The sequence below is a fragment of the Escherichia sp. E14V7 genome (assembly GCF_004212225.1).
Taxonomy (GTDB): domain Bacteria; phylum Pseudomonadota; class Gammaproteobacteria; order Enterobacterales; family Enterobacteriaceae; genus Escherichia.
In genome coordinates this window covers 110,106-135,134 of the sequence record NZ_RHJJ01000020.1, presented here as the reverse complement: position 1 = coordinate 135,134, position 25,029 = coordinate 110,106, and the positions used below count along the sequence as shown (strand labels likewise).

Annotated in this window: 24 protein-coding genes and 4 pseudogenes; 25 read left to right on the top strand and 3 right to left on the bottom strand. The window is 50.6% G+C overall.

All coding sequences use genetic code 11. The features are described from left to right. Nucleotides 1–14: 14 nt before the first annotated feature. The 3 genes from tssE to tagK are packed head-to-tail and all read right to left on the bottom strand — an operon-like array spanning nt 15 to nt 2,237. Entirely contained in the window at nt 15–509 is a 495-nt protein-coding gene (gene tssE, locus D9741_RS21175) for a type VI secretion system baseplate subunit TssE (protein WP_130209743.1), read from the bottom strand. Continuing rightward, the gene (locus tag D9741_RS21170; protein WP_130218518.1) at nt 506–1,336 is read right to left on the bottom strand and encodes a type VI secretion system accessory protein TagJ; all 831 of its coding nucleotides are present in this window, start codon (nt 1,334–1,336) and stop codon (nt 506–508) included. The genes tssE and D9741_RS21170 overlap by 4 nt, the downstream gene beginning before the upstream one ends. Then, on the bottom strand, nt 1,323–2,237 hold the full coding sequence (gene tagK, locus D9741_RS21165) for a type VI secretion system-associated protein TagK (RefSeq protein WP_130218516.1): 915 nt from the start codon (nt 2,235–2,237) through the stop codon (nt 1,323–1,325). The genes D9741_RS21170 and tagK overlap by 14 nt, the downstream gene beginning before the upstream one ends. Before the next feature lie 331 nt (nt 2,238–2,568). On the opposite strand from tagK, the gene tssH reads away from it, so the two are divergent. The 25 genes and pseudogenes from tssH to tssI all read left to right on the top strand — a co-directional run bounded on the left by tssH (nt 2,569) and on the right by tssI (nt 25,027). After that, nucleotides 2,569–5,202 (top strand): type VI secretion system ATPase TssH, encoded by a 2,634-nt coding sequence (gene tssH, locus D9741_RS21160; RefSeq protein ID WP_130218514.1) that lies wholly within the window; start codon nt 2,569–2,571, stop codon nt 5,200–5,202. Between the two features lie 12 nt (nt 5,203–5,214). Then, nucleotides 5,215–5,418, top strand: a complete 204-nt coding sequence (locus D9741_RS21155; protein ID WP_240725548.1) for a hypothetical protein — start codon at nt 5,215–5,217, stop codon at nt 5,416–5,418. 2 nt (nt 5,419–5,420) lie between these two features. Then, entirely contained in the window at nt 5,421–5,711 is a 291-nt protein-coding gene (locus D9741_RS21150; protein WP_130218512.1) for a hypothetical protein, read from the top strand. Between the two features lie 60 nt (nt 5,712–5,771). Continuing rightward, nucleotides 5,772–6,317 carry a type VI secretion system contractile sheath small subunit gene (gene tssB / locus D9741_RS21145; RefSeq protein WP_130218510.1) on the top strand — a complete coding sequence of 182 codons (546 nt, stop codon included), beginning with the start codon at nt 5,772–5,774 and terminating at the stop codon, nt 6,315–6,317. Nucleotides 6,318–6,341: 24 nt separating this feature from the next. Further along, entirely contained in the window at nt 6,342–7,856 is a 1,515-nt protein-coding gene (gene tssC / locus D9741_RS21140) for a type VI secretion system contractile sheath large subunit (protein WP_165383470.1), read from the top strand. Between the two features lie 50 nt (nt 7,857–7,906). Further along, nucleotides 7,907–8,314 (top strand): BPSL0067 family protein, encoded by a 408-nt coding sequence (locus tag D9741_RS21135; protein WP_042102253.1) that lies wholly within the window; start codon nt 7,907–7,909, stop codon nt 8,312–8,314. 12 nt (nt 8,315–8,326) lie between these two features. Continuing rightward, complete coding sequence (locus D9741_RS23855; protein ID WP_072018659.1) at nt 8,327–8,779, top strand: STY0301 family protein; 453 nt, start codon at nt 8,327–8,329, stop codon at nt 8,777–8,779. A 179-nt stretch (nt 8,780–8,958) separates the two neighbouring features. Further along, nucleotides 8,959–9,444, top strand: a complete 486-nt coding sequence (locus D9741_RS21125) for an Hcp family type VI secretion system effector (RefSeq protein ID WP_000312804.1) — start codon at nt 8,959–8,961, stop codon at nt 9,442–9,444. Nucleotides 9,445–9,511: 67 nt separating this feature from the next. Beyond that, the gene (tssJ, locus tag D9741_RS21120) at nt 9,512–10,045 is read left to right on the top strand and encodes a type VI secretion system lipoprotein TssJ (RefSeq protein WP_130218544.1); all 534 of its coding nucleotides are present in this window, start codon (nt 9,512–9,514) and stop codon (nt 10,043–10,045) included. A gap of 3 nt (nt 10,046–10,048) precedes the next feature. Then, nucleotides 10,049–11,392 carry a type VI secretion system baseplate subunit TssK gene (tssK, locus tag D9741_RS21115; RefSeq protein ID WP_130209727.1) on the top strand — a complete coding sequence of 448 codons (1,344 nt, stop codon included), beginning with the start codon at nt 10,049–10,051 and terminating at the stop codon, nt 11,390–11,392. Beyond that, nucleotides 11,389–12,690 (top strand): type VI secretion system protein TssL, long form, encoded by a 1,302-nt coding sequence (tssL, locus tag D9741_RS21110; protein WP_130218508.1) that lies wholly within the window; start codon nt 11,389–11,391, stop codon nt 12,688–12,690. The genes tssK and tssL overlap by 4 nt, the downstream gene beginning before the upstream one ends. A gap of 7 nt (nt 12,691–12,697) precedes the next feature. After that, entirely contained in the window at nt 12,698–13,384 is a 687-nt protein-coding gene (locus tag D9741_RS21105; protein ID WP_130218506.1) for a hypothetical protein, read from the top strand. After that, a complete protein-coding gene (locus D9741_RS21100; RefSeq protein WP_016233840.1) occupies nt 13,381–13,668 on the top strand; it encodes a hypothetical protein in 288 nt (95 codons plus the stop codon). Before D9741_RS21105 ends, D9741_RS21100 begins: the two co-directional genes overlap by 4 nt. Beyond that, nucleotides 13,668–17,534 (top strand): type VI secretion system membrane subunit TssM, encoded by a 3,867-nt coding sequence (gene tssM, locus D9741_RS21095; RefSeq protein WP_130218504.1) that lies wholly within the window; start codon nt 13,668–13,670, stop codon nt 17,532–17,534. The genes D9741_RS21100 and tssM overlap by 1 nt, the downstream gene beginning before the upstream one ends. Then, nucleotides 17,534–18,304 carry a TagF domain-containing protein gene (locus D9741_RS21090; protein WP_130218502.1) on the top strand — a complete coding sequence of 257 codons (771 nt, stop codon included), beginning with the start codon at nt 17,534–17,536 and terminating at the stop codon, nt 18,302–18,304. Before tssM ends, D9741_RS21090 begins: the two co-directional genes overlap by 1 nt. 120 nt (nt 18,305–18,424) lie before the next feature. Further along, nucleotides 18,425–18,799: a glucosaminidase domain-containing protein gene (locus tag D9741_RS21085; protein ID WP_240725549.1), complete on the top strand. Its 375-nt coding sequence runs from the start codon at nt 18,425–18,427 to the stop codon at nt 18,797–18,799. Further along, nucleotides 18,784–19,257, top strand: a complete 474-nt coding sequence (locus D9741_RS21080) for a hypothetical protein (RefSeq protein WP_130218498.1) — start codon at nt 18,784–18,786, stop codon at nt 19,255–19,257. The genes D9741_RS21085 and D9741_RS21080 overlap by 16 nt, the downstream gene beginning before the upstream one ends. A 42-nt stretch (nt 19,258–19,299) precedes the next feature. Then, a pseudogene (locus D9741_RS23685) lies at nt 19,300–19,395 on the top strand (cytoplasmic protein); the annotation flags it as partial. 192 nt (nt 19,396–19,587) lie between these two features. Continuing rightward, complete coding sequence (locus tag D9741_RS21070; RefSeq protein ID WP_097315889.1) at nt 19,588–20,322, top strand: hypothetical protein; 735 nt, start codon at nt 19,588–19,590, stop codon at nt 20,320–20,322. After that, the gene (locus tag D9741_RS21065; protein ID WP_089621603.1) at nt 20,319–20,690 is read left to right on the top strand and encodes a hypothetical protein; all 372 of its coding nucleotides are present in this window, start codon (nt 20,319–20,321) and stop codon (nt 20,688–20,690) included. The genes D9741_RS21070 and D9741_RS21065 overlap by 4 nt, the downstream gene beginning before the upstream one ends. Before the next feature lie 24 nt (nt 20,691–20,714). Next, nucleotides 20,715–21,482, top strand: a pseudogene (locus tag D9741_RS23850) (type VI secretion system Vgr family protein); the annotation flags it as partial. A gap of 6 nt (nt 21,483–21,488) precedes the next feature. After that, nucleotides 21,489–21,575, top strand: a pseudogene (locus tag D9741_RS23675) (hypothetical protein); the annotation flags it as partial. A 128-nt stretch (nt 21,576–21,703) separates the two neighbouring features. Further along, entirely contained in the window at nt 21,704–22,405 is a 702-nt protein-coding gene (locus D9741_RS21055) for a hypothetical protein (RefSeq protein WP_167850736.1), read from the top strand. Next, nucleotides 22,402–22,789, top strand: a pseudogene (locus D9741_RS21050) (hypothetical protein). Before D9741_RS21055 ends, D9741_RS21050 begins: the two are co-directional and overlap by 4 nt. 24 nt (nt 22,790–22,813) lie before the next feature. Further along, nucleotides 22,814–25,027: a type VI secretion system tip protein TssI/VgrG gene (gene tssI / locus D9741_RS21045; protein ID WP_130218494.1), complete on the top strand. Its 2,214-nt coding sequence runs from the start codon at nt 22,814–22,816 to the stop codon at nt 25,025–25,027. The last annotated feature ends 2 nt before the right edge of the window (nt 25,028–25,029 follow it).

The window sequence follows — 25,029 nt, the reverse complement described above, 5'->3', positions numbered from 1 at the left end:
GGTCACCCTCTATATTAAAAAAACGTAATGCGGCTCTGTTCCATATCCAGCGCGCTGCGTACCCGGAATGCCGTCGGATACGGCTGCGTAAGGATTTCGCCACGAATTTCAAACTGTAATGTGTTATGGCCACTCTGGCGTTGTTCATCCTGTAGTGGAATTATTTGCAGGGTGGATGCTTTCAGCCGGGGTTCAAATCGAGTAATCGTGCGTAAAATAGCCCTGCGGATATCGTCCCACTTGTGTTCATACAGAAAGCTGCCTGCCAGTGGAGGCAGGCCGTAGTTCAGAACAGAAGCTGCCGCCTCTGGGTAGCGAGTGGCATCAATATCATCTTCATGACTGACGGTGTTGAGTAAAAATGATAAATCCCGGCGGATGATCTCCTTGAACTGGACTGAACTGACGCTGATATCGTGATCGCGCTTCTGCTGCGGGGCATCGTCACAAAGTCGATCAAACAATGTAGGCATCAGGTGGTTGCTTTGGCGCAAGCGAGAGGCGCTCATGCGTCACTGCTTTTGGGTGTATTAAAGGTACAAGAGGTCATATCCAGCAGGCTGATATCGCCGTGGCTGGTGAGCCACATTTTTTGTCCTAACGCCGTAACCAGAGTTTCTCCTGGCCCATCCTGCCAGGTGGTTTCCCGGCACAGACGCAAGGCGTCAGCAGCGCTTTCAGAACCACTGTAGCGAGGAAACAGCCAGGCGCTGTGTGTGTCGCCGTTGTGAAGTGTGATATTGACGGGTTTCCAGATTAGATCTGTCAGATTAGCCGGCAGGGGGGATTTCAGTGAACGAATTTGCGAAAATGGCAGCCAGATATACACGCCACCAGCGACCAGTTCCAGCACCGGGCCGGTACGCGAGTCACTGTCGCTTATCCAGTCGAATACGCCGCCATTCCACTGCCCGGTGGTGTCTGTTATAGCTTCAAGCGCGTGGCTGCGGTTGGCATCGGCTTCCTGCACTTCGCCGCGGGCGTTACAGGCGAGAGCAGCCAGTAAATCCTCCATCCAGGCGAGTGGTGGGAGAATAAAACCGGGACGCTGTTCGCCCTGAAAGCAGGAGTGACGGTATATTTCACAGCGGATCAGCTCGCCAAATACCTGTGCCTCGCGAGCATAATTTGCGTCCACTCGGGCGCACAGTTGAATTTGTTGCAGCGCCCGCGACCAGTCACCGATCGCGCACAATAACTGAAACAGGCTGTGCCGACGTGAAGCCTGTGCCGGGTGCATCTTTACCTGGTGTTCCGCCAGTTGAATGCCCTCCGCCACGGAATAGTCTCGCAGCAGCGCCGACAAGGTAGCCGGTAGCACGTTATTGTTTGTCATGAGTGATGTCTCCGTGTTGTGCCGGGTTTATCCGGTAATGGCTGTCAATGCCGATGACACGGTGCTCTCGCTGCGTCAGATCGGGCAGAATGGCGTTATGCACTGCCTCCGGTTTGTATTCAGGAGAAAGCAGATGCAGGATATCAGGAGGAGTCTTTTTGGTAGGCCAGGTCGTTTCTCCTTCACCGGTGGCATCCAGTACATCGAGAATAGCGTCAATACTTAACCCGCCAGTGACCATATCCTGTAATGTATCGGCTTCAGTGACCAGATCACGCAATGAAGACAACTCCTGCGTGCCACCCTCTCCATTAAGGGGGAAAGGATCGGCATGACGATGAATATCTTGTTCAGGAGACAACAACGCCTGGCGGTATTCCTGATAAAGCAAGGTTAGTGGGGTATCTGAATCTGGGGTGCCTTCAGTAGCAACTGCGCCATGAACCGGAATAATATCGAACGGATTTTGCTGCTGCTGTTGTTGTTGTCGAAACCAGTCGAGATCGAGATATTCGGTTATTGTTTCAGGCGAAATGACAGGTTGCAGTGCCGTTTTTTTCTCGCATGGCTCAGGAGACATCGGATTGTCCCGGACTAGACACCAGGAAGATAACCCCCATTCAATCAGGTCCCCTTCATTCAGGCGCATACGGTGATGTGGCTCCACAATCAGGTCATTTACCGTGCAACAATATTCATCGGACAGATTGATTATCCACCATGCCTCTTCGTGGCGAGTCAGGCTGAGAGCAATCTTTGTATCCTCACCCACATCAAAAACAGGGCTCCATGGCGCTTTGACTGTGAAGATAATCTGTGTTCCTGCAGTGGCGTAAATGGTGCCATCGGTAACGCCGTGCCCCTGTATTTTTTGCAGTCCCCAGGTAATAATTTGTTTCATTACGTATCACTGTATAGAGTGTTTTTTTAATAGAGTATTTATTTTTATTTTTTAGATAAGTAACGCTGATTAATTTGCTTTATCAATATTAATTTTCTCGTAAATATATAATGGTGATTATTGTTGATATATATTCATGATATGAATTCAATTAACTTCTTGTATTGAAAATCATCATAAAAAAGATACTAACCGTTATATTACATTGCATTCTGTGATATGCATCATTGTTTCAATCTGAGATTTTGATAATTCTATTAATTAGAAATCTTAATCGGTACATTTATATTTATGTATCATTTATATGTTTTTACATCATTAGGTGTAACAGATGGACACTCCTGTTTCACGCAGTGCACTATATGGAAAGCTAACAAGACCTTTATTTCGGTCTTTAGAATCTGCGACAACGTTCTGTAAATTGCGCGCTAATCCTTATGTCGAACTGATACATTGGTTGCATCAGCTAATACAACAACCAGAGAATGATATTCACAATGTACTTCGACATTACCAAATAACATCTGCTGATGTTGAGACGGCGTTAATTCAGCAATTGAATATATTACCTTCCGGCGCGAGTGTAATTAGCGATTTTTCCCACCACATCGATCTTTCTGTTGAGAAAGCCTGGATGTTGGCAAGTATCCGCTTTGGTGATCAAAAAATTCGTAGTGGTTGGTTACTACTTGCCTGGTTAACCACACCAGAATTATATCGAGTGTTAAAAAAGATCTGTGCGCCACTAGCTGCGCTGCCGGTAGATGAATTGTTAGATATTCTTCCATCTTTAATCACATCATCTCCTGAAATAACAGAAATGCCATATGACGGTTCGGATTTGAATTCTGCTGTTCCGGGGGAAGCAAGTCAGGTATTTCCGAGCGAATCAGCCGGGAGCAAATCCGCATTGGCGAAATACTGCCAGGACATGACAGCACTGGCGCGTGAAGGTGGTATCGATCCGGTCACCGGTCGCGGGCACGAGATCCGTACCATGACGGATATTCTACTGCGTCGTCGCCAGAACAATCCCCTGCTAACCGGTGAGGCCGGCGTTGGGAAAACGGCAGTGGTGGAGGGATTCGCGCTGGCGATTGTTAAGAGTGAAGTGCCGCCTTCATTGCGTAATGTACGGCTGCTGTCGCTGGATGTCGGGGCGTTGCTAGCCGGGGCGTCCATGAAGGGCGAATTTGAATCCCGTCTGAAGGCGCTGCTGGAAGAAGCTGCGCGCTCACCGCAGCCGGTGATTTTGTTTGTCGATGAAGTTCACACCCTGGTGGGCGCTGGTGGTTCATCCGGTACAGGTGACGCCGCCAACCTGCTGAAACCGGCGCTGGCGCGCGGCAGCCTGCGCACCATCGGCGCAACCACCTGGAGTGAGTACAAACGGCATATTGAGAAAGATCCAGCATTGACCCGGCGTTTTCAGGTGTTACAGGTCGCAGAGCCGGAAGAGGTTGCTGCTGTTGAGATGGTCCGCGGGTTAGTCAACTCGCTGGAAAAACACCATGACGTCCTGATCCTTGATGAGGCCGTGCGCGCCGCTGTACAGCTTTCTCACCGTTACATTCCGGCCCGGCAGCTACCGGATAAGGCCATTAGTCTGCTGGATACGGCGGCGGCCCGTGTGGCGTTGTCGCTCCATACCCCGCCTGCGAAAGTCCAGTATTTGCGTCAGCAGCTCAACGCTGCCGAACTGGAGCGGGAGTTGTTATTAAAGCAGGAAAAAATGGGTATCCGCGCAGAGCGGGGCGACACACTGGCGACACGGATCGCATCATTGAATACAGACCTTTCTGACACCGAAGAGCGCTGGCAGCAGGAACTGGAGTTGGTTCATACCTTACAAAAACAACGTTCAGCAGAACCTGACGAGCATGACGAAACCGCGTTGCAACAGTCGGAAGTGGCATTAAGAGGTTGGCAGGGCGAAAACCCCGTCGTTTTCCCGGAAGTCAATGCGGCAGTAGTCGCCGCCATTGTCTCCGACTGGACCGGTATTCCCGCCGGCCGCATGGTGAAAGATGAAGCCAGCCAGATTCTGGAACTACCCGCACGTCTGGCGCAGCGTGTTACCGGACAGATGGACGCGCTGGCACAGATTGGCGAGCGTATCCAGACCGCGCGGGCGGGTTTAGCTGATCCGCGTAAACCAGTAGGGGTATTTTTACTTGCCGGGCCGTCTGGTGTCGGTAAGACCGAAACCGCGCTGGCGTTGGCGGAATCTATCTACGGTGGTGAGCAGAACCTGATCACCATCAATATGAGCGAGTTTCAGGAGTCGCACACCGTCTCCACGCTGAAGGGGGCTCCGCCCGGCTACGTGGGCTATGGCGAAGGTGGCGTGCTGACGGAAGCCGTACGCCGTCACCCCTGGAGTGTGGTGCTGTTGGATGAAATTGAAAAAGCCCATCACGACGTCCACGAGTTGTTCTACCAGGTATTCGATAAAGGAGCGATGGAGGACGGCGAAGGTGTTCACATCGATTTCAAAAATACCACGTTATTGTTGACTACTAATGCTGGGGCGGAACTTATCAGCCAACTCTGTGAGGATCCGGCGCTGATGCCCGATTCGGCAGGGTTAAAAGAGGCGTTAATGCCAGAGTTACGCAAACACTTCCCGGCGGCTTTCTTGGGGCGTGTGACGGTTATTCCTTATTTACCGCTGGATGAGACGGCGCGTGGTGTTATTGCCCGCCTGCATCTTGGCAGATTGATGGATCGGATGGCGGAGCAGCATGGCGTTTCACTGGTGTATGGCGATGAACTGATTACGCATATTGTGTCGCGCTGCCCGATGCACGAAACAGGCGCTCGTTTGCTAATCGGCTATATCGAACAACATATCCTCCCACAACTGTCCCGTTACTGGTTGCAGGCGATGACAGAGAAAACGGCCATCACGCAAATCCGCATTCGTGTTGATGACGATGAACAGGTTATTTTTGAAACGGATTAATGGAGCATCCTTATGGCAAAAGAATTAAGTGGTGCACTGTGGGTCAGTCGCTTTACTGGAAGTTCTTCCACCAATGATTTGCAGGGAGCTTTTCGTGCATCGGTTGATAATTTCTTGCACGCGTCTGGTAATGCGCATTCAAGGGGCCGTATTTCTGCAACATATCGTCCTCCTGCCAGAGCATATCTCATGCACTGGTCAATTGATGGACATTAAATATGACTTTTCGTTATTCGGCGTTGTGGACATTTCTGTTAATGATGTTCGCTTTCTGTGTTCAGGGGGAACCGCCTTTACCACAGGATGTGCAACATTTTCTGAGTAATGCGGAAATGTGCCAGCATTTTGCTGGTGAATGGGACAGTTCTTTAGCAGAGAAGGATAAAAGAGACATCGAAAAGGGGGTTGATACCTGGTGTCCTCCGGCGAAGAAATCACTCCCTGTGCTGCGGGAAAAGTACAAAGAAAACAAAGAGATTATAAAAATACTCTCTGCGTATGATTTTTAAACTGTACCGTCGGACCACTCCCCTGGTGTCGTCGGCTGACTGATAAGGAAATGAAGGATTATGGCTATCAACAATAGCGCGCAGAAGTTTATTGCCCGCAACCGAGCGCCCCGAGTGCAGATTGAGTATGACGTTGAGATTTACGGCTCCGAGAAAAAAATCGAGCTGCCGTTTGTCATGGCAGTGCTGGCCGATCTGGCCGGTAAACCACGTGAAGAGCTGCCATCGGTCACTGACCGTAAATTCCTTGATATTGATATCGATAACTTTAATGAACGTATGAAAGCCATCGCGCCGCGCGTGGCGTTTGCTGTCCCCAATACGCTGACGGGCGAAGGGCAGTTGATGGTCGATATCACGCTGGAGAATATGGACGATTTCTCGCCTGCGCAGATTGCCCGTAAGGTGGATGCCCTGAACCAGCTGCTGGAAGCACGTACTCAGCTTGCCAACCTGCAAACCTACATGGATGGTAAAGCGGGAGCAGAAAATCTGATCAACAAACTATTACAAGACCCGACGTTACTGAAAGCTCTGGCCAGCGCGCCAAAACCTGTCGCTCAACAGGAAAGTGTCTTATCAGGTGAAACGGGAACAGCAGACTAACTGCGATTTTATTAAGGAACTTTCATGGTAAACGATACTCTTCTGGCGACTGGCGGCCTCTCTGCTGCGCAAACCACTGCCTATCAGGAAACGGAATTTGATTCGCTGCTGGATAAAGCCTTCCGTCCCAAGACTCCTCAGGCTGCAAAGGCTGTTGAGGCGGCAGTTCAGACGCTGGCCCAACAGGCTCTGACAAATACGATCACTGTTAGTGATGATGCTTATAAAAGTATTGCTGCAATTATTGAGCAGATCGATTTCAAATTAACTGAGCAGATCAAACTAATCCTGAGTCATCCGGAATTTCAGAAACTGGAGTCCTCCTGGCGTGGGATGGAACATTTGGTTTACAACACCGAAACCGATGAAAAATTAAAAATCCGCTTTATGAACCTTTCGAAGGATGAATTGCGGAAAAATATGAAGCGTTACAAAGGGATCGCGTGGGATCAAAGCCCCATGTTCAAAAAGTTGTATGAGGCCGAATATGGGCAGTTAGGCGGAGAACCTTACGGTTGTATTATTGCGGATTATTATTTTGATCACACGCCACCGGATGTGGATCTGCTCGGCTCCATTGCCAAAGTGGCAGCCTCAGCCCATGCGCCGTTTATTGCCGGGGCCTCTCCGTCAGTGTTACAGATGGACTCCTGGCAGGAACTGGCTAACCCGCGTGACCTGACCAAAATTGTGACCCAAAACCTCGAATACGCACCGTGGAACTCGCTGCGAAAAAGTGAGGATTCTCGCTACATTGGCCTGACGATGCCACGTTTTCTCTCCCGTTTGCCTTATGGTGCGAAAACAAACCCCGTCGATGAGTTTGATTTTGAAGAAGATGCAGATGGCGCAGACCACAGCAAATATGTCTGGAGCAATGCCGCCTATGCAATGGGTGTAAATATCAACCGTTCTTTCAAACATTACGGTTGGTGTACGTTGATCCGTGGCGTGGAATCTGGTGGAGCGGTGGAAAATCTGCCCTGTCATACCTTCCCGACCGATGATGGCGGCGTGGATATGAAATGCCCGACAGAAATTGCCATCTCTGACCGTCGTGAAGCTGAACTGGCGAAAAATGGTTTTATCCCACTTATCCACCGCAAAAACTCTGATTACGCCGCCTTTATTGGCGCGCAGTCTCTACAAAAACCGCAGGAGTATTACGATCCGGACGCTACGGCCAACGCCAATCTCTCAGCTCGTTTGCCATATCTGTTCGCCTGTTCACGGTTTGCGCACTTCCTCAAATGTATCGTGCGCGACAAGATCGGCTCGTTCAAAGAGCGTGAAGATATGCAGCGCTGGCTCAATGAATGGATCATGAACTACGTTGATGCCGATCCGGTGAACTCCTCGCAGGAAACCAAAGCTCGCCGCCCGCTGGCAGCTGCCGAAGTGGTGGTGGAAGAGGTGGAGGGGAATCCGGGCTATTACGACGCCAAATTCTTCCTGCGCCCGCATTTTCAGCTTGAAGGGTTAACAGGATCACTGCGTCTGGTGACAAAACTGCCGTCAGTAAAACAGGGTAATGCCTGATTTTTATGAATATTTTAATGAATGATGCCGGGTAATACTCTGGGGGATATATGGCATATGTTTATGGACTGGTAGATTCATTGCAGGGCACTGACATGGTGGGAATGGCGGGGGCAGGAGACAGAAAGGAATGTGTGTTCTTAGTTCAGGTATATGCACATGTGGGGAATACTGGAGCCTGGAAGCAGGGGCGAAAGGTTTTTGGGGATAAATCGATCCCCAGAGGAACAGCAATTGCCACTTTTGTTAACGGAAAGTATCCCTCGAGGCAGAATGAGCATAAGCATGCCGCTTTCTATCTGGAACAGGATAGTCAGTATATTTATGTTATGGACCAGTGGACAGGTAAAACCACGAAAGTCTCTGCACGCCCTATTTCCCGAAAAGGTGGAATGCGCAGCGATGGAACATATCCTGATGCCAGTAATAATGCGGAAGCTTTTTATATTATTGAGTAGAGGATAGATTCAATGGGGACACGTTTTATTTTTTCTCTGTTGTTGGGTTTTATGTTGTTTTATTCACAATTTGTTACTGCGTGGGAAGTCAGTTGCCCCGTGTTTATCAATATAAAATCCTCAACAACAGTACTGGAGCCAGATATATCTGCATCGTGGCAGAGATCTTCCCGCTATGAACCCCGTCTGTGGTTGGACGGGGTAGGGATGTCGCAGGGAAAACCTGAAAATCGGGTGGATCTAAAACCAGAGACAGAGACAATAAAGGGTGAAACCAGGCAAATATGGGATACCACAATGGCCAGTAATCAGAATAGTGAACGTTACTGGGTTTCCTGTATTTATAACCATGGACAGGTTTGGTTATCACAACCGGTCCCTGCATTGGCGACACAGTGCCAGGCATCTTCTTTGCCGGGGCAGCGGGTACCAGGAGAGTCATCGGTATCTGTGACATGTAAATAGAAGTAATACATTCATTTTGTGAATTAATGACGTGCCGGTATCTCATTACCGGAAATTATACAGCCTTCTATTCTTCTGAAATTAAGGAGAGGGGGTTCTGTACGGCCATGGTTTACCTGAATTCATATGCGAAGATAAACCAGGGATTATTTTAAGTAATTCTTAATAAGGAAATGAAAATGGCTTATGACATTTTTCTGAAAATTGACGGCATTGACGGCGAGTCAATGGATGACAAACATAAAAATGAAATTGAGGTGCTGAGCTGGCGCTGGAATATCCACCAGGAGTCCACCATGCACGCAGGTAGCGGTCTGGGATCCGGCAAAGTCTCCGTGACTAACCTGGAGTTTGAACATTACATCGATCGCGCTAGCCCGAACCTGTTCAAATACTGCGCCTCTGGTAAGCATATTCCGAAGTCCATCCTTGTCATGCGCAAAGCAGGCGGCAATCCGCTGGAATACCTCAAATATACCTTCACTGACCTGATTGTGGCTGTTGTTTCCCCCAGTGGTAGTAAGGAGGGTGAGATCGCCTCCCGCGAGAGAGTCGAACTATCTTTCAGCACCGTGAAGCAGGAATACGTGGTGCAGAACCAGCAGGGTGGCAGTGGCGGCACTATCACGGCAGGTTACGATTTCAAAGCTAACAAAGAAATTTAAGCAATATTTTCCCGGCCAGGTATATAGCCTGGCCGGTTTTTATTATTTGATTTTAAAGGAAATTACAGTGAATAAATGGCGTAACCCCGGTGGGTGGTTATGTGCGGTAGCTTTGTCTTTTGTCTGCCTGCTTTCCGGGTGCAGCATTGACAGCGACGATGTGCCGGAGCTGATGTCACAAAGACTCGATCTGGTGGTTAAGGCTTCCGATAAGGTGAATCCTGACAATCAGAAAAAAGCCGCGCCCATAGAGATACGCGTTTATGAACTGAAAAATGATGCAGCTTTCATAGCGGCGGACTGGTGGTCCCTTCAGGACAATGACAAAGCTGTTCTTGCCGATGATTTACTCCACCGCGACAGCTTTATCTTGCGCCCGGGCGAGGAGAAAAAGCTGCGTCGTGCTCTCAATAAAGAAACCACGGCACTGGGGATCCTCGCCGGCTATCGCAATCTGGGAAAATCAGTCTGGCGGGCCACGTATAAAATTCCTGATCCCCCGGAAAAAAGCTGGTACAGCCGCTTTATGCCGAAGAAAAAAGTCGAACTGGATGCCGGTATAGAGCAAAGCGCTATAGTGATTAAAGAACGGGATGAGTAAATTATGAGTTGGAATAACCGTGTGGTCTGGAGTGAAGGACAATTTTTGCTGCCACAGATGTTTCAGCAGCAGGAACGCTATCTGGAACATATCATTCATTACCGCAGTTTGCCGCTTTCGCCTTTTTTCTGGGGCTTCAGTGAATACGGCATTGATAGTGAGGCGCTGAACATCGGAAAACTGGTACTCACGAAGGCTTCCGGAGTGTTTGCCGACGGTACGCCGTTTAATGCGCCGGGTCACACACCACTACCGCCGCCTCTGACCATCCTACCAGAGCACCTTAACCAGTTGATTTATCTGGCAGTGCCAATACGTACGCCGAACAGTGAAGAAACCAGCTTCGGCAATAACCCGGAATCACTGGCACGCTTTTCGGTGCATGAAAATGAAATCCGCGATGCCAACTCTCTGGGGCGCGGCGCACAACTGTTGCAACTTAGCCACCTGCGTCTGCGACTGTTGCCGGAAAAGGCGGTGACAGATGCGTGGATCGGTTTGCCCCTGACGCGCATTACGACGATACATCCTGATGGACGCATCGAGCTTGACAACGATCTGATCCCGCCGGTGGCAAATTACCAGGCAAGCGCACTGATATGTACGTGGCTGTCGTGGATCAACGATTTAATAAAAATGCGCGCAGATTCACTGGCGCAACGGTTGACGGGCAGCGATAAACACGGCCATGAGGCGGCAGAGGTATCGGATTACCTGCTTCTGCAAATTCTCAATCGTTTCGGCCCCTTACTGATTCATATGGCGAAAACGCCGCTGTCGCCAGAAGTGCTCTATCGGAACCTGTGTGAACTGGCTGGGGAACTCTCTACCTACGTACGGCCACAGACGCGCCGTCCGGAAGAATATAAAGAATATAAGCACCTGACGCCCTATGCCGGGCTGAAATCGGTAGTGGATGAGGTGCAGTACCTGCTGAATGCTGTGCTGATCCGCGGAGCGCAGCGAATCACTCTGGAGGAGGGAACTTACGGTATTCTCAATGCGGTGGTTGAGCCTTCCGAACTGTCAGATTTCAGCTCATTAGTGTTGGCGGTGAAGGCGCATATGTCCGCAGATACCTTACTGCAACATTTTTCGGCCCAGACCAAAATAGGGCCGTCCGAACGCCTGCCGGAATTGATTCGCTCGCACCTGCCGGGTCTTGCTTTACAGGTATTGCCGGTGCCGCCGCGTCAGATCCCGTTCCAGGCTGGCTACATCTATTACGACATCCGCCGCGACGGTGTGCTGTGGGAACATATCGCCCGCTATGGCGGTATGGCGATGCACACCGCCGGAGAATTTCCGGGGCTGGAGTTGGAGTTGTGGGGAGTTCGCGATAAATGACCGACGAGATTCTGACGCCACCTGCGGTGAATACCCTGTCATTCCAGCCATCAGTGGGTGGCACAAAGCCGCCTGATAATGACATCCAGGACAGCCTTCGTGGGGAAGATATCAAGGTGGTGGTTGAAGATGGCCCGGATATGAAGCTTCGTCTGGCCGAAATTACTGCTGCCGTGAATCCTCTACTGGCAGCGGCCAGCCCGTTGCTATGCGCACTGGCGCAAATGCCCCGCGAACTTTCCCCAGGTTTTGTCGAACATTACCGTGTCTTACTGGAGCGTGAAGTTCGTAGATACCAGACGCTGTGTGATCAGGCAAACCTGCGCCGCGAACATGTGCTGGCGGTGCGCTATTGCCTGTGTACGTCGCTTGACGAAGCTGCCAACAACACCACCTGGGGGCGTCGTGGTGTTTGGGCTGGAAAAAGCCTGCTGGTTACTTTTCATGGCGAAAGTGAAGGCGGCATCAAGCTATTTCAGATAATTGGGCGTCTGGCCGCAAGTTTCCAGGAGCACAGCGATGTGCTGGAAATCATATACCACATTCTGGGGCTGGGTTTTGAAGGCCGCTACAGCGTTCGGCCCGACGGGCGTAAGCAACTGGACGATATCCGTCAGCAACTGTTGACCCAATTGGTCCAGCGCCGCGATCCGATAACGCCGACGCTCTCACCGGGGTTTACCGGTGCCGTCAGCGGACGGATGCGGCGGATGCGCCGGATGCCGGTCTGGCTGAGTGCAGGAATAGCTCTGTTGGTGATGCTGACGGTATTTGGCCTTTATAGCCACCGGATGGATCTCGCCACCGAAACCGTACAGCAACGTATCGACGCCATCGGTAAACACCTGCCGCCACCGCCCGTTCCGGTGCACAAACTGCGGCTGAAAATCCTGCTGGCGAACGAAATCGCGCGTGGCCTGCTGACGGTTGAGGAAGATGAGCACCACAGTCGGGTGGTATTCCGTGGCGACACGATGTTTGTACCGGGGCAGAAAACCGTGAATGACACGTTGCGCTCGGTGATTGATAAGGCCGCGCGAGAGATTGCGCGTGTGGGCGGCGCGGTGACGGTGACCGGACACACCGACAGCCAGCCGATCCACTCCGCTGAATTCCCCTCCAACCAGGTATTGTCGGAAAAACGGGCGACGGAAGTGGCTTCGTTGCTGACATCTGGTGGCGTTCCGGCTAGCCGAATTCGGGGTGTCGGTAAAGGGGATACTATGCCGGTGGCTGATAATAGTACTAAAACTGGACGAGCGCAGAATCGCCGGGTGGAAATTCTGGTGGTGGAGTGAATTAATAATGGAAAAGCTAGAGTGTAATGCGTCTAACCATTCGCCAGTGTGGGGAGTAACAGAATTTATATTCTGGAAACTGGCGCCTAAAAAATGGGGGGGAGGCGTAGCATTTGGGCGTTATTTTAAAGATGGTTGGGTGAAGCATAACTGTCTTTTGATCAATGCAGCTGCAAATGCCTGGCATTTACCTGCCCCCTTACTTGCTGGAGTTTGTTGGATTGAAGTAGGGGGAGATCCTCAGATTATAGACACGCTGGCATTTGAATTTCGTGCTATGAGTTGGAGTGGGCCTGAATGGGTTGATGAACATATCACAATCGCTTCGAAACCAGAAAAAACTTCTTTTGGTGCGGTGAGTATACAATTGCGAACTGCAGCCAGAACACTCGGGCTTGATGAGACTAAAATGGACAACTCTCAGTTGCGTGAGCTGGCAAATTGTCTCCAGCATGATGTGTTTAATATACAATTAGCTGCAAGACATCTTTATCAATTGGCTGAAAAAGATGGTTTTCAGGTATCCTTACCTCACCTGACAAAAGAACAAATAAGAATTATTGGGGCTCGTTATAATCGAGGTGTTTCCCTTAGTCTGGAAAAAATAAAGGAAGATGCCAGCTATGGCGATTTTATTATAAATAACTGGTTACATTTCTCTAGTTTATTAATAACTACCTGGAAGTCTTCATGAGAAAAATAATTCAGATATCAGGGTGGTTATTATTTATTATGGGATTGGTCACTATCATGCTTTTTTCCGGGAGTGAGTACCAGTGGATGCAGGATATGGACCCTTCAATAACAGCATTACCTCAGGGAAACGGAAATAGAGATGTAATCAGAAAATTAATTTATTCTATTTCAGTGGCTATTCAGATTGTTCTTTATTTTCTTTCAGTATCGCGTACAGGAAAGGGATTTTCAGCCCTGGGTATTTTGCTATTACTGATTACCGCATGGAGCTCTGAACAATAATGCAAAAATTTCTCAGTCTGCTGTTTTCCCGCCGCACACTGGCCGTTGTCGGCGTGGTGGTGCTGGCGTTGCTGGTCTGGTTTATCGGGCCGCTGGTGGCGTTTGACACCTTGCATCCGCTTGCGTCCGTGGGTAGCCGGGTAGTCACTATCGTTCTGTTACTGATGTTCCTTGCACTGTGGCTGGTTAATTGGTCTATGAGCATCATTGGCGTTACGGTTCTGTGCCTGGTTATCGGCTTTGTTTCACCGTTGCTGGCCTTCGGTGATGTTCATCCATTTGCGCCGCTGTGGCTGCGTCTGACGCTTATCGGCCTAATCCTTCTGTCTTATGCGCTGTATGGTCTGTACCGACTGTGGCGGGCGCTGCGTCTGGATGAACAACTGTTGCGCCGTTTCCTGCATCCGCGTGGGGAAGACGTACCTGTGGCAGGGGAAATTAAAGCCGACCTGCGTACCGTCAGCCATATTGTCACTCGCGCCATCCGGCAACTGAAGCAACTGCGCGTAGACCTGCCGGGCTGGCGTAATGTGCTGGAAGGAAAGCGTTTTCTGTACGAACTGCCGTGGTTCATGGTTATCGGCAGCCCCGGTGATGGTAAAACTACCGCGCTGCTTAACACCGGGCTACAGTTTCCGCTGGCGGAGCAGATGGAGCAGACCGCGCATATCCTTACCGTGCCGGGCGGCGGCACGCTGCACTGCGACTGGTGGTTCATCAACGAAGCGGTGCTCATTGACACTGCCGGGCGCTATGCCCGCCACGATGACGGCGGTGAAATCAGTGCGACCCAGCGCAACGCCGGGGAATGGCAGGGGTTTCTGGGGCTGCTGCGTAAACACCGTCCCGGCGCACCGCTGAACGGCGTTATCCTGACGCTAAACGTGGCGGATCTGACCGCGCAGTCCCCGGCGGAACGACTGGCTGCCTGTGCGGCTCTGCGTGCGCGGCTGGCTGAACTGCGTGAGACGCTGGGTATTCGTTTCCCGGTTTATCTGGTTGTCACTAAGATGGATCTGCTGCCGGGCTTTACGGAGTATTTCCGTGGGCTGACCAGTCACCTGCGTGCCCAGGTCTGGGGCTTCACCCTGCCATACAGCCGCAGGCGTCACGCCAGCGATCCGCAGTCGTTGCATGCGCTCTGTGGCCAGGAACTGGCAAATCTGACGCTGCGGCTGGATCAGGGGCTGGATATCCGGTTGCAGGAAGAGTACGACCTTAAAAGCCGTCAACGGCTCTACCGCTTTCCGCGCGAATTTTCCGCGCTGGGCGCGCCGCTGCTGGAAGCCATTGAACAGATTTTCCTCGATTCAAAATTTGACGCCACTCAGCTTAACAACACCCTACGCGGCGTATTTTTTACCAGCGCCGCACAGGCGCAGGTAGACGCGGTGGCCGATCAGACGGGCATCTGGCAGCGCTTTGTCCGGGCGATCAAAGGGAAAGTGGAGTCACCTTCTCATACCTTACCGGACGGCAACCGCAGCTATTTTCTTCATGACCTACTGACCCAGTTTATCTTCCGTGAAGCACACCTGGTGGAGCCGAATCTTCAATGGGCCTGGCGTTATCGCCTGCTGCGTACTGGCGGGCATCTGCTGGTACTAGCGTTGGCTTTCTGGTTGTGGCAGGGAATGCAGGGCAGCCAGCAGGGTAACAGCGGCTATCTGAATGAAATCGCCAGCCGGACGGTCCAACTGGATGGTGACGTCAAAGCCTATACCGGAAAACCTGCTATGCAGCCTGTCCCAGTCCTGTTGAACCAGGCGCGGGCGCTCTCTGCCTGGCCGGGGCTGGACCCGGACTCACCGCCGCTGGCCTGGCGTTATGGCCTTTACAGCGTTCCGCCAGTAATGGAGAGCGTCGCATCCCTGTATGACCGCCTGCTGGACCAGCTCCTATTGCCGCCACTGGTGAAGCGCATGGAATATGTGCTTTCAGATGCCATTGCTCGTCAGGACAGCAAAGCCGCGTATGACGCTCTGCATGTTTATCTGCTGCTGAATCTTGATAAAGACCACGAGGACAAATACAACGCAGCGGAGATCCACGCCTGGGTACTGAACGATCTGGAAAACCGCGATAGCGTGGCGGAGTTCGGCGGCCGTGCAGCAGTGCTGGAACATATCGACGCCCTGTTTGACGGCAGCCGCGTGGTGCATTCGCCTTATGACAAAGATGAGGGACTGATCCGCATGGCGCGGGCTTTCCTTGACGGTCATACCAGCACCGAGCGTATCTATACTCGAGCCCTGGCTTCCATGGAGAGCGAAGCACCGCAGGAGTTTTCGCTGGTTCGCGCGGTGGGCGCGGATGCGGGGACGGTTTTTGTCCGCACGGATGGCGCGCCACTGGATAGGGGCGTGCCCGGCATCTTTACTCGCGAAGGCTACCGGGAACTGTTCGACAAACGGCTGTCGGAGTTTGTCGCCTCCGCATCAGTGGACGACGCCTGGGTAATGGGCCGGGAAAACGCGCAAAAAAAAACGACTGATATTGTGATGAGCCAGTTGCCGGGGCAGGAACTCCCGGTTACCCGTGAGGTACGCCGCCTGTATCTGGCTGAATATGCCCGCCGCTGGCAGGATTTTCTGGCTAGTATTCACAGCATCAACAGTGCCGGGGAAGACGGTAGTCCCGGACTGGCGTATGACCTTCAGGTGCTTCGCACACTGGCCTCGCCTGACTCACCTCTGATGCGCCTGAGTAAAGCGGTGGTGGAGCAGACCACGCTGGTACCGCCGCTGGATGCGCAGGCCAGACAAAAACAAATGGCCCAGCGCGCGCAGGACCGGCTCTCCGGTAATGCGGGTAAAGCAGTGCAGACGGCAAAGCTGTTGCAGGATATCCACCCGGAAGAGCGGCTGGAAAAATCGCTGGTGGATGACCGTTTCGCCGCTCTGCGGGAAGTGGTTTCCGGGCGGACGGACAGTGGACAGGGGGGCGGGGCGCCGCAGTTAAATTCGCTGCTGACAATGCTCAATGAGTATTACACCCAGCTCACCATCGCCGACAGTGCATTGGCAGCGAGCACATTACCGGGCCGCATTTCGGCGGCGGATAAACTACAACTGGAAGCGGCAAAACTGCCCGCACCGCTGAAAAATATTCTGCTGGATCTCACGCAACAGGGAACGCGAAAGATCAACGCCGGCACCGGTGAAGTGCTGAACGCGCAGATGGAAGCGGTGATCGGCGATGAGTGCCGTGATGCCATTGACGGGCGCTACCCCTTCACCGACAGCCCGCAGGAAGTCAGCGCGGACGATTTTAACCGTATCTTTGCTAGCGGCGGTGTGCTGGATGCCTTCTGGACGAAGCAACTGGCCCCGCTGGCGGATACCGCCAGCAACCCGTGGCGCTACAAACCGACCGAAGGCAATATGACCTTACAGGGACCGGACCTGATGCCATTTCAGGAGGCGAAACAGATCCGCAGCGTTTTTTTTAATGGGGAAGGCGGGAAAAAGTTTTCCTGGGCGATGCAGGTCCGCGTCGTGGATATGGACCCTGCAATCACTGAACTGGTGATTGATATCGACGGCCAGGTGCTGCGTTACGCTCATGGCCCGGTCAGGCCGCTAAAAGTGAACTGGCCGGGGCCGCGTAACGGTTCAATGGCAGAAATCACCGCCAGCCCGCGCATTCGCCAGGACACCTCGACGCTACTGACTAATGGACCGTGGGCGCTGTTTCACCTGCTGGATGCGGGTAAGGCGCAGGAGACGGCGGTACGGGGAACACAGCAGGTGGAGTACAGCTTTGACGGGCGGCGGGTGGTGCTGGAAATCACCGCCGGACGAGACTTTGACCCGGTGGATCGCGAGCTGCTGCAAAACTTCAGTTGCCCTACGAGGATTCTCTGATGCGCCGCGCTACGGCAGTATCGGCCCCGGCGATGTTCGGCAGGCTGCCAGACCAGCGGGACTACGTACGCTGGCGGGTGAGTGCGAACGAAGGGCAGGTGTGGCAGGCGTGGCTGAACCAGCAGACGTGGCTGGGGCAGGGGCGGCATATTGTTCTGCCGGAAGGAACGGATGCTGCGAAGGCCGGAATAAATGACGGTTGGATGCACCTGTCACCGCGTGAGAAAACGGCGCTGCCGGAACACCACCCATTGCCGTGGAGTTTTGTCCTGTCGCCGGGATTTTTACCCATTGGCGGGCGTGATGAGTGGCTGACCGGAGTATTGACCGCATCGCGAGACAGTACGGGCAGACCGTGGCCGCTGGTGATTTACCAGCGTGCCGGGCGAGAATGGCTGGAAGAGAGCCTGGATGACACGCAGGGCTGGCTGTACTGGCTGGCGCAGTTGACGGCAGCTCATGTCTCACCACAGACAGAACGTTGCGGTCGACTGATGGAGCAGACCGACCAGTTGTGGGCGCTATGGCGACCGGGGCCGCGCTGGGCACAGTGGTTGCGCGGCTTGCGACGTGTACCGCAGCGCAGCCGGGAACTGACCGACCTGCCGGACGCGCCGGTAGTGGAGCTGCCCGGTGTGCGTCATCTGCCGTGGCCGGGTTGGCCGGACAAAATGCTTGCGCAGGCACAGCAAGGACAGGGCTGGTTCTGGCAGCAGAACAGCGAAGGGCGGTATGTGGATGCGCTGCGGTTGGATATCCGGCAGCATTAAAAATAATCAGATGAGGAGTGAATCATTGGTTCTTATGATAAAGCCTGTAATAACGCTGGTGTAGTAAGGTTTGTACAGCAATATCTGAAAGAATGTGAATTAATCGCTAAACAACTTGATGTGCCCGTAGAAAATATCCTGGGGCTTGCCGCAAAGGAGTCCTTTTACGGGCAGGGTCGAATCGCGACAGAATACAATAACTATTTTTCCATACATGGTCCGACACCTTTACAGTCAGGGCAGGTTCACCCGCTGGGGAGTAATAAGGTTTGGGTTGCCACTTATACCTCTTTTTCAACTAGCGGAAAGTCCTTTGCAATCCGATTTGGTAATGCGGTCAGAAATAAAAAATCTCCGGAGCAATTTGCGCAGGCATTGATTGATTCTGGTTTTAATTCAGGTAAAAACAGTAATGGCGGCCATACCGGTTATGCTAGTGAGTTAGTGGGGGTGATTAATATGGTTAAGCGGAGAATAACATGTCCTGTAAATTAATATTAGTATTGCTTTTCATGGTCGTGTCCGTGAATTGTTGTGCTGAAATTCTTATCAGGAATGTGCCGCGGTTTGATCTAACGAATGTTAACCAGTCAGGTCTTACTGAAACACAGACGCAGGCATTATTGGTTTTTTCACTAAAAAATGAAAAATATAATGTGGAATTGTCTGGGGTTTTTCTTGACGGTTCTCTGAAAGATAAAAAAGGTAACCTGTTTCATCCTGGGTATTTTAGTTTTGGGGTAGGTTATAATTCTCCTTCCGCCGGTGCGACAGATGTGTGGGGACTATTTTCAGTTAGCCCTGTAACTGGTGATATATGGGAAGAGTATTCATGCAGGAGAATCTCATTTTCCGCGCTGCAAAAAATACAAAAAGGAATAATGAAAAAAACCGGAGCAACGTTTGCCAGTGAAGTGGTTCAGCGCCGGGGGCTGGGTTGTACGGATGAGTAGTACATGTCATGGAATTGCCTGCCGTGACCGTGCTGGCTAGCAAAAATGTTAACGCAGGCGCAGCAGGGGCATGGATGGTTCTGGCAGCAGAACAGCAAGGGGCGGTATGTGGATGCTTTGCGACTGGAGAAAAAATAATGTGCCCACGAATGCTGAGAATAGCTATACAAAAATATGACGATAAACGTGCAGATGGGGAAACAAATATACCCATGAACTTCAAGTTGATTGCTATCTGTTTACTTCAGGCTACCCTTGGTCCCATCTGCGTTGGTGGGTAAGCAAGCATCTTCAGGTTTATTGGATATATAGCAATATAAGGAGGTGAACATGGGTAACTCTCAGGATGAGGCTATTCAGCAGGCATACGATGCTTATGACGACTTAATGCTGGATAAACGATATATCAGGGACAATGATGCTTGGGGAGATTTAAAAATTGACCGTGAAAATGGTGCAATCTCATTGTTGCTCAGATGGAAATATAATTGGATAAAAAGATGGGATGCAAAAACTGATTGGACAGATATGGAGAAAAATGCCTTTCATGGGAAAGTTATTTTTGTCATTAATCAAACATGGAATAATAAGATTTTTTTATCCGTTTCTGGGAAGTCTGAGTTTGTCAGTAAGTTTAATGGTAAGGATTTATCTTTCACAATAGAAATAATTCAGACTGATCGGCATGGGTATTGGGATGTGGTGGTGTTTAAAATTGATAATGATGATCCAAATAGTTTTCGTCAGAGTTCCATTGTCTGGAATAGTCGATACGTTGAACTTGACTCTAAAGATATAGTTGCAGCAGCTAAATGCCTTGGTTCATCAAAAATTTGCCATGAGCAAATAGGGCTGTCTCACGAGCTTGGGCATATTATTGGATATCTTACTGATGAATACTATAGTGATGATGCAGATAAAGCAACTACACCATTCTCTGGGGACGCCAGTGCGTTAATGAATATTGGTATGGAACTGCGCTCTCGTTATATGGGAAATGTCATTGAGCGGCTAAATAGAATGGTTCCGGGTTCTAATTTTTTTGTGAAAAGCGTAAAAAAATGAAACTAATATACGCTGTGATTATTTTTTTGATAGTGGGTGGGGCGAAAAATAGCATGCCTGATATTCCTGTACATGCTTATCTGAATGCGAGTGGTGTGTATAATAGAGTTGAAGAGAATGTTCTATTAAATAACTATGGTCAGCCAGCGTATGAATTTATAAAGCCTCGTTATAAACTTGTAGGCGAATATTATATAGAAATTGAAAATACCTATCGCTCAACAAATCCTGAATTCAGAAATATCCCCATCAAAGAAATGTTTTGGCATTTGCGGGGGGATTTAAATCTGACATGTTTTTTTCATTATAAAGATGGACAGTGGCGGGTTATTTCTTATTTTTTCTGGCAGCCGGGCGCTAAATTCTAATCCGATATTAAAGGAATAAATATCATGAGTTTTGTATCTACGGGTAATAAATCTGGCAGTAACGGTGGGCCAGCTATCTCCACGCCACTTATAGCCAGAGAAAGTGGTGGTATAAGCCCTGGTTCAGCCGCAACCGATGTAGCTGATGCAGCCGAGCAGATGGCAGAACAGGCCGCGGCGGACCTGTTTGGTGCGTTGCCGGAACCGTCAGGTCTGGTTAAAGCCGCAGTAGCTGCTGCGCAGGCTGCCGCTGCAGCAGCAGGGATATCGGATATGGCTGGTGCAGTTCAGGATGCGGCGGCGTCGATTGCAGCCGGTGGTCCGGGGGCGCATAACGTCACAGTAAGTGGTAGTGCGGTGCCGCCGCAGATGCTTTTGTTTGCAGGCATGAATGGTTCGGAAGGGCTTGGGAATCTGTTTTCCTACACAGTACAGCTTAAAACGCCGGATGCCCTGAACCTGGGGTACGTTTCCCCCGCAGCCAACCTGCCGCTTCAGCCCATGGTGGGCAAAGACCTGTGCGTCAGTATCGAACTGGACGGTGGCGGAAAACGGTATATCAGCGGGCTGGTGACGGCGGCGAGGGTAGTCGGCCATGAGGGCCGTTCGGTAACGTATGAATTACGCATTGAGCCGTGGCTGAAGCTGCTGACCCACACCAGCGACTATAAGGCGTTCCAGAACAAAACCGTGGTGGAGATTCTCGATGAAGTACTGGATGAATATTCTTTTCCGGTGGAAAAGCGGCTGGTGGAAAATTATCCACCCCGCGCCTGGCAGGTGCAGTATGGTGAAACCAAGGCAGGGTTAAGACGTAAGATGCGAAAAGCAGCCATGGACAGAAACTATCTCGCGTTAGTCCTTGCGGGGAGCGGGCTTTCGTAATCTTGCCCTGCAGAGAAGGACGGTATGTGGATGCGCTGCGACTGATGGGGCAATACTCATAATATATAAAATTATATTTTTCCAGAAAATATTTTCGATACAAACAATTAGTATTTAATGAGAGTGAAATGACCAAGCTTAAATATGATGAGAATAGTTTGCTGGCCGAATACTATGAAAAAACAAATATTGATGGCGATATCATTATACATAAGGATGGTAGGCGGGCGTATTTATTAAATCAAAATACTGGTTCGATTACGGCTGTGATAAGATGGAAGTATGAGTGGTATAAGGATAATACCGTTACAGCTGACTGGACTATATGGGAAAAAGCTGTTTTTATGCGAGCGATATATTTATCTGTTCAGCAGGCATGGAATGGAAAAATAACTTATTCTGTTTCCGGTGAATCTGAGTTCGCTAAAAAATTTCAGGGTAAAGCTTTGCCTTTTGATGTAAGAATAATTTCTGCATCTCAGAATGAAGACTGGTTGGTTATTGCAATAAAGGTTTTGCCTGGTGCTGATTTAAGAACATATGTTGATTTTAAAAACAGTACGGTTCATGTTGATTCAGCGGACCTGGAAAAAGTAGCGAAATGTATTAACTGTAACAATACGTTGCAAGTAAATATACCTCATGAAGCCGGACATGTACTTGGTTACTTAGATGATGATTATGATTCTTCGTCTCCGTATGTTGGAGATATTAGTGGGTTGATGAACGTGGGAATGGAACTTCGGGAACGATACCTTAAAAACGCAACTATAACGTTGAATGTCATAATGCCTGAAACTAAATTTACTTTATTGAATATAACCAAATGAAATTTTTCTGTATTATAGTGATTTTCCTTTCAATAACTTACATAACTACAATAAATGTTTTCAAGCCTTCTGCAGTTGCTCAATCCACCAAATATTATGAAGAAAATGATATACATGATGGAAGTAATGACATCTTTTTTATGAAGAAATATGGGCCGCCTGCTCATGAGTTCGTGAGGCCACGATATAAATTTGTTGGTGAGTATTATATCGGCTTGAATCAAACTTATCGCATAACAGATCCTGAATTTCAAGATGTTCCTATTAAGGAAATGTTCTGGAATTTGCAGGGAGATTTGAATCTGACATGTTGGTTTCATTATAAAGACGGGCAATGGAGAGTTATTACTTATATTTTTTTGGCCACCAGGGGCTAGATTTTAATCCGGTATTAAAGGAGCAAATATCATGAGTTTTGTATCTACGGGTAATAAACCAGTTGGAAACGGTGGACCCGTCATCACCACACCACCAATAGCTGGCGAAAGTGGCGGTATGAGCACAGGTTCAGCCGCAACCGATGTATCTGGTGCCGCCGAGGAGATGGCAGAACAGGCAGTGGCGGACCTGTTTGGTGCGTTGCCGGAACCGTCAGGTCTGGTTAAAGCCGCAGTAGCTGCTGCGCAGGCTGCCGCTGCAGCAGCAGGGATATCGGATATGGCTGGTGCAGTTCAGGATGCGGCGGCGTCGATTTCTGCCGGTGGACCGGGCGCGCATAACGTCACAGTAAGTGGTAGTGCGGTGCCGCCGCAGATGCTTTTGTTTGCAGGCATGAATGGTTCGGAAGGGCTTGGGAATCTGTTTTCCTACACAGTACAGCTTAAAACGCCGGACGCCCTGAACCTGGGGTACGTTTCCCCCGCTGCTAACCTGCCGCTTCAGCCCATGGTGGGCAAAGACCTGTGCGTCAGTATCGAACTGGACGGTGGCGGAAAACGGTATATCAGCGGGCTGGTGACGGCGGCGAGGGTGGTCGGTCATGAGGGCCGTTCGGTAACGTATGAATTACGCATTGAGCCGTGGCTGAAGCTGCTGACCCACACCAGCGACTACAAAGCGTTCCAGAACAAAACCGTGGTGGATATTCTCGATGAAGTACTGGATGAATATTCCTTTCCGGTGGAAAAGCGGCTGGTGGAAAATTATCCACCCCGCGCCTGGCAGGTGCAGTATGGTGAAACCGACTTCGATTTCATCCAGCGCCTGATGCAGGAATGGGGGATTTACTGGTGGTTTGAGCACAGCGAGAACAGCCACACGCTGGTGCTGGCGGATGCCATCAATGGTCATAAAGCGTGCCCTGACTCGCCGCTGGTGGAGTGGCACCAGGAAGGGCTGAAACTGGATAAGGAATTTATCCACACCATTACGGCCAGTGAGAGGCTGCGTACTGGAAAGTGGGTGATGGACGATTTTGATTTTATGAAGCCGCGTTCGCTACTTAAAAGTACCGTGGCCAGTCCGCGTGATACCGGTCATGCTGAATACGAGCATTATGAATGGCCTGGTGATTACTTCACTACGGGCGAAGGCGAGATGCTGACGCGCATTCGTATGGAAGCGCAGCGCAGCCCCGGCAGCCGGGCACATGGGGCAGGTCATATCCGCACCCTCATGACCGGGTACACCTTTACGTTGATGAATCACCCGACGGCAGAAATTAATCAGGAATACCTGCTGGTACAGACCACGCTGTTTTTACGGGACAATGCGCAGCACAGCGGCCAGGATCAGCATTTTACCTATGTCACCACGTTTGAACTGCACCCCACCAGCGAAGTTTACCGCCCACAGCGAACCCTGAGCAAACCCCACACCAAAGGCCCGCAGAGCGCCATCGTCACCGGCCCGGCGGGGCAGGAAATCTGGACGGATAAATATGGCCGGGTGAAGGTGCAGTTTGGCTGGGATCGTTACGGTAACAATGACGAAAACAGCTCCTGCTGGGTCCGTGTCAGCTATCCGTGGGCAGGGAAAGGATTTGGCATGATCCAGATCCCGCGTATTGGCCAGGAAGTACTGGTGGATTTCAAAAACGGCGATCCGGATTTGCCCATCATCGTGGGGCGCACCTATAACCAGGACACGATGCCGCCGTGGGGGCTGCCGGGCATGGCGTCGCAGAGTGGGATATTCAGCCACTCATTGCAGGGAGGGCCGACTAACGGAAATATGCTGCGTTTTGACGATAAAACTGGTGCGGAAGAAGTGAAGTTCCACGCGGAAAAAGACCTGAATACTACGGTAAAAAACAATGAAACCCACACGATCATGGTCGATCGCACAAAAACCATTGTCAAAAATGAAACCATCAGCGTGGGAGAAGACCGTAATGCCACCATCACAAAAAATGATGGTCTTTCCGTCAAACTGGCTCAAACCATCAATGTCGGAACGACATATCGTCTGGATGTTGGCGATCAATTTACCCTTCGTTGCGGCAATGCAGCGCTTGTATTACACAAGGATGGCTCGATTGAGTTTTGCGGAAAACAACTTTTACTGCACACCAGCGATGTTATGCAACTCATTGGCAGTGGCATTGATATGAACCCGGATGGCGGAAAAGCCATTACTGCGGATGATATTGCCCCGTTATCCACTCCGGATGCTTCTGAATAAAA

What these genes read in the sequence shown, in the direction of transcription:
- tssB (WP_130218510.1), top strand. Translation starts at nt 5,772, where the DNA reads ATGGCTATCAACAATAGCGCGCAGAAGTTTATTGCCCGCAACCGAGCG.
- tssI (WP_130218494.1), top strand. Translation starts at nt 22,814, where the DNA reads ATGAGTTTTGTATCTACGGGTAATAAACCAGTTGGAAACGGTGGACCC.
- tssL (WP_130218508.1), top strand. Translation starts at nt 11,389, where the DNA reads ATGACCGACGAGATTCTGACGCCACCTGCGGTGAATACCCTGTCATTC.
- D9741_RS23855 (WP_072018659.1), top strand. Translation starts at nt 8,327, where the DNA reads ATGGGGACACGTTTTATTTTTTCTCTGTTGTTGGGTTTTATGTTGTTT.
- D9741_RS21125 (WP_000312804.1), top strand. Translation starts at nt 8,959, where the DNA reads ATGGCTTATGACATTTTTCTGAAAATTGACGGCATTGACGGCGAGTCA.
- tssC (WP_165383470.1), top strand. Translation starts at nt 6,342, where the DNA reads ATGGTAAACGATACTCTTCTGGCGACTGGCGGCCTCTCTGCTGCGCAA.
- D9741_RS21080 (WP_130218498.1), top strand. Translation starts at nt 18,784, where the DNA reads ATGTCCTGTAAATTAATATTAGTATTGCTTTTCATGGTCGTGTCCGTG.
- D9741_RS21150 (WP_130218512.1), top strand. Translation starts at nt 5,421, where the DNA reads ATGACTTTTCGTTATTCGGCGTTGTGGACATTTCTGTTAATGATGTTC.
- tssM (WP_130218504.1), top strand. Translation starts at nt 13,668, where the DNA reads ATGCAAAAATTTCTCAGTCTGCTGTTTTCCCGCCGCACACTGGCCGTT.
- D9741_RS21170 (WP_130218518.1), bottom strand. Translation starts at nt 1,336, where the DNA reads ATGACAAACAATAACGTGCTACCGGCTACCTTGTCGGCGCTGCTGCGA.
- D9741_RS21135 (WP_042102253.1), top strand. Translation starts at nt 7,907, where the DNA reads ATGGCATATGTTTATGGACTGGTAGATTCATTGCAGGGCACTGACATG.
- D9741_RS21055 (WP_167850736.1), top strand. Translation starts at nt 21,704, where the DNA reads ATGACCAAGCTTAAATATGATGAGAATAGTTTGCTGGCCGAATACTAT.
- tagK (WP_130218516.1), bottom strand. Translation starts at nt 2,237, where the DNA reads ATGAAACAAATTATTACCTGGGGACTGCAAAAAATACAGGGGCACGGC.
- tssH (WP_130218514.1), top strand. Translation starts at nt 2,569, where the DNA reads ATGGACACTCCTGTTTCACGCAGTGCACTATATGGAAAGCTAACAAGA.
- D9741_RS21155 (WP_240725548.1), top strand. Translation starts at nt 5,215, where the DNA reads ATGGCAAAAGAATTAAGTGGTGCACTGTGGGTCAGTCGCTTTACTGGA.
- D9741_RS21070 (WP_097315889.1), top strand. Translation starts at nt 19,588, where the DNA reads ATGGGTAACTCTCAGGATGAGGCTATTCAGCAGGCATACGATGCTTAT.
- tssK (WP_130209727.1), top strand. Translation starts at nt 10,049, where the DNA reads ATGAGTTGGAATAACCGTGTGGTCTGGAGTGAAGGACAATTTTTGCTG.
- D9741_RS21090 (WP_130218502.1), top strand. Translation starts at nt 17,534, where the DNA reads ATGCGCCGCGCTACGGCAGTATCGGCCCCGGCGATGTTCGGCAGGCTG.
- tssE (WP_130209743.1), bottom strand. Translation starts at nt 509, where the DNA reads ATGAGCGCCTCTCGCTTGCGCCAAAGCAACCACCTGATGCCTACATTG.
- D9741_RS21100 (WP_016233840.1), top strand. Translation starts at nt 13,381, where the DNA reads ATGAGAAAAATAATTCAGATATCAGGGTGGTTATTATTTATTATGGGA.
- D9741_RS21105 (WP_130218506.1), top strand. Translation starts at nt 12,698, where the DNA reads ATGGAAAAGCTAGAGTGTAATGCGTCTAACCATTCGCCAGTGTGGGGA.
- D9741_RS21065 (WP_089621603.1), top strand. Translation starts at nt 20,319, where the DNA reads ATGAAACTAATATACGCTGTGATTATTTTTTTGATAGTGGGTGGGGCG.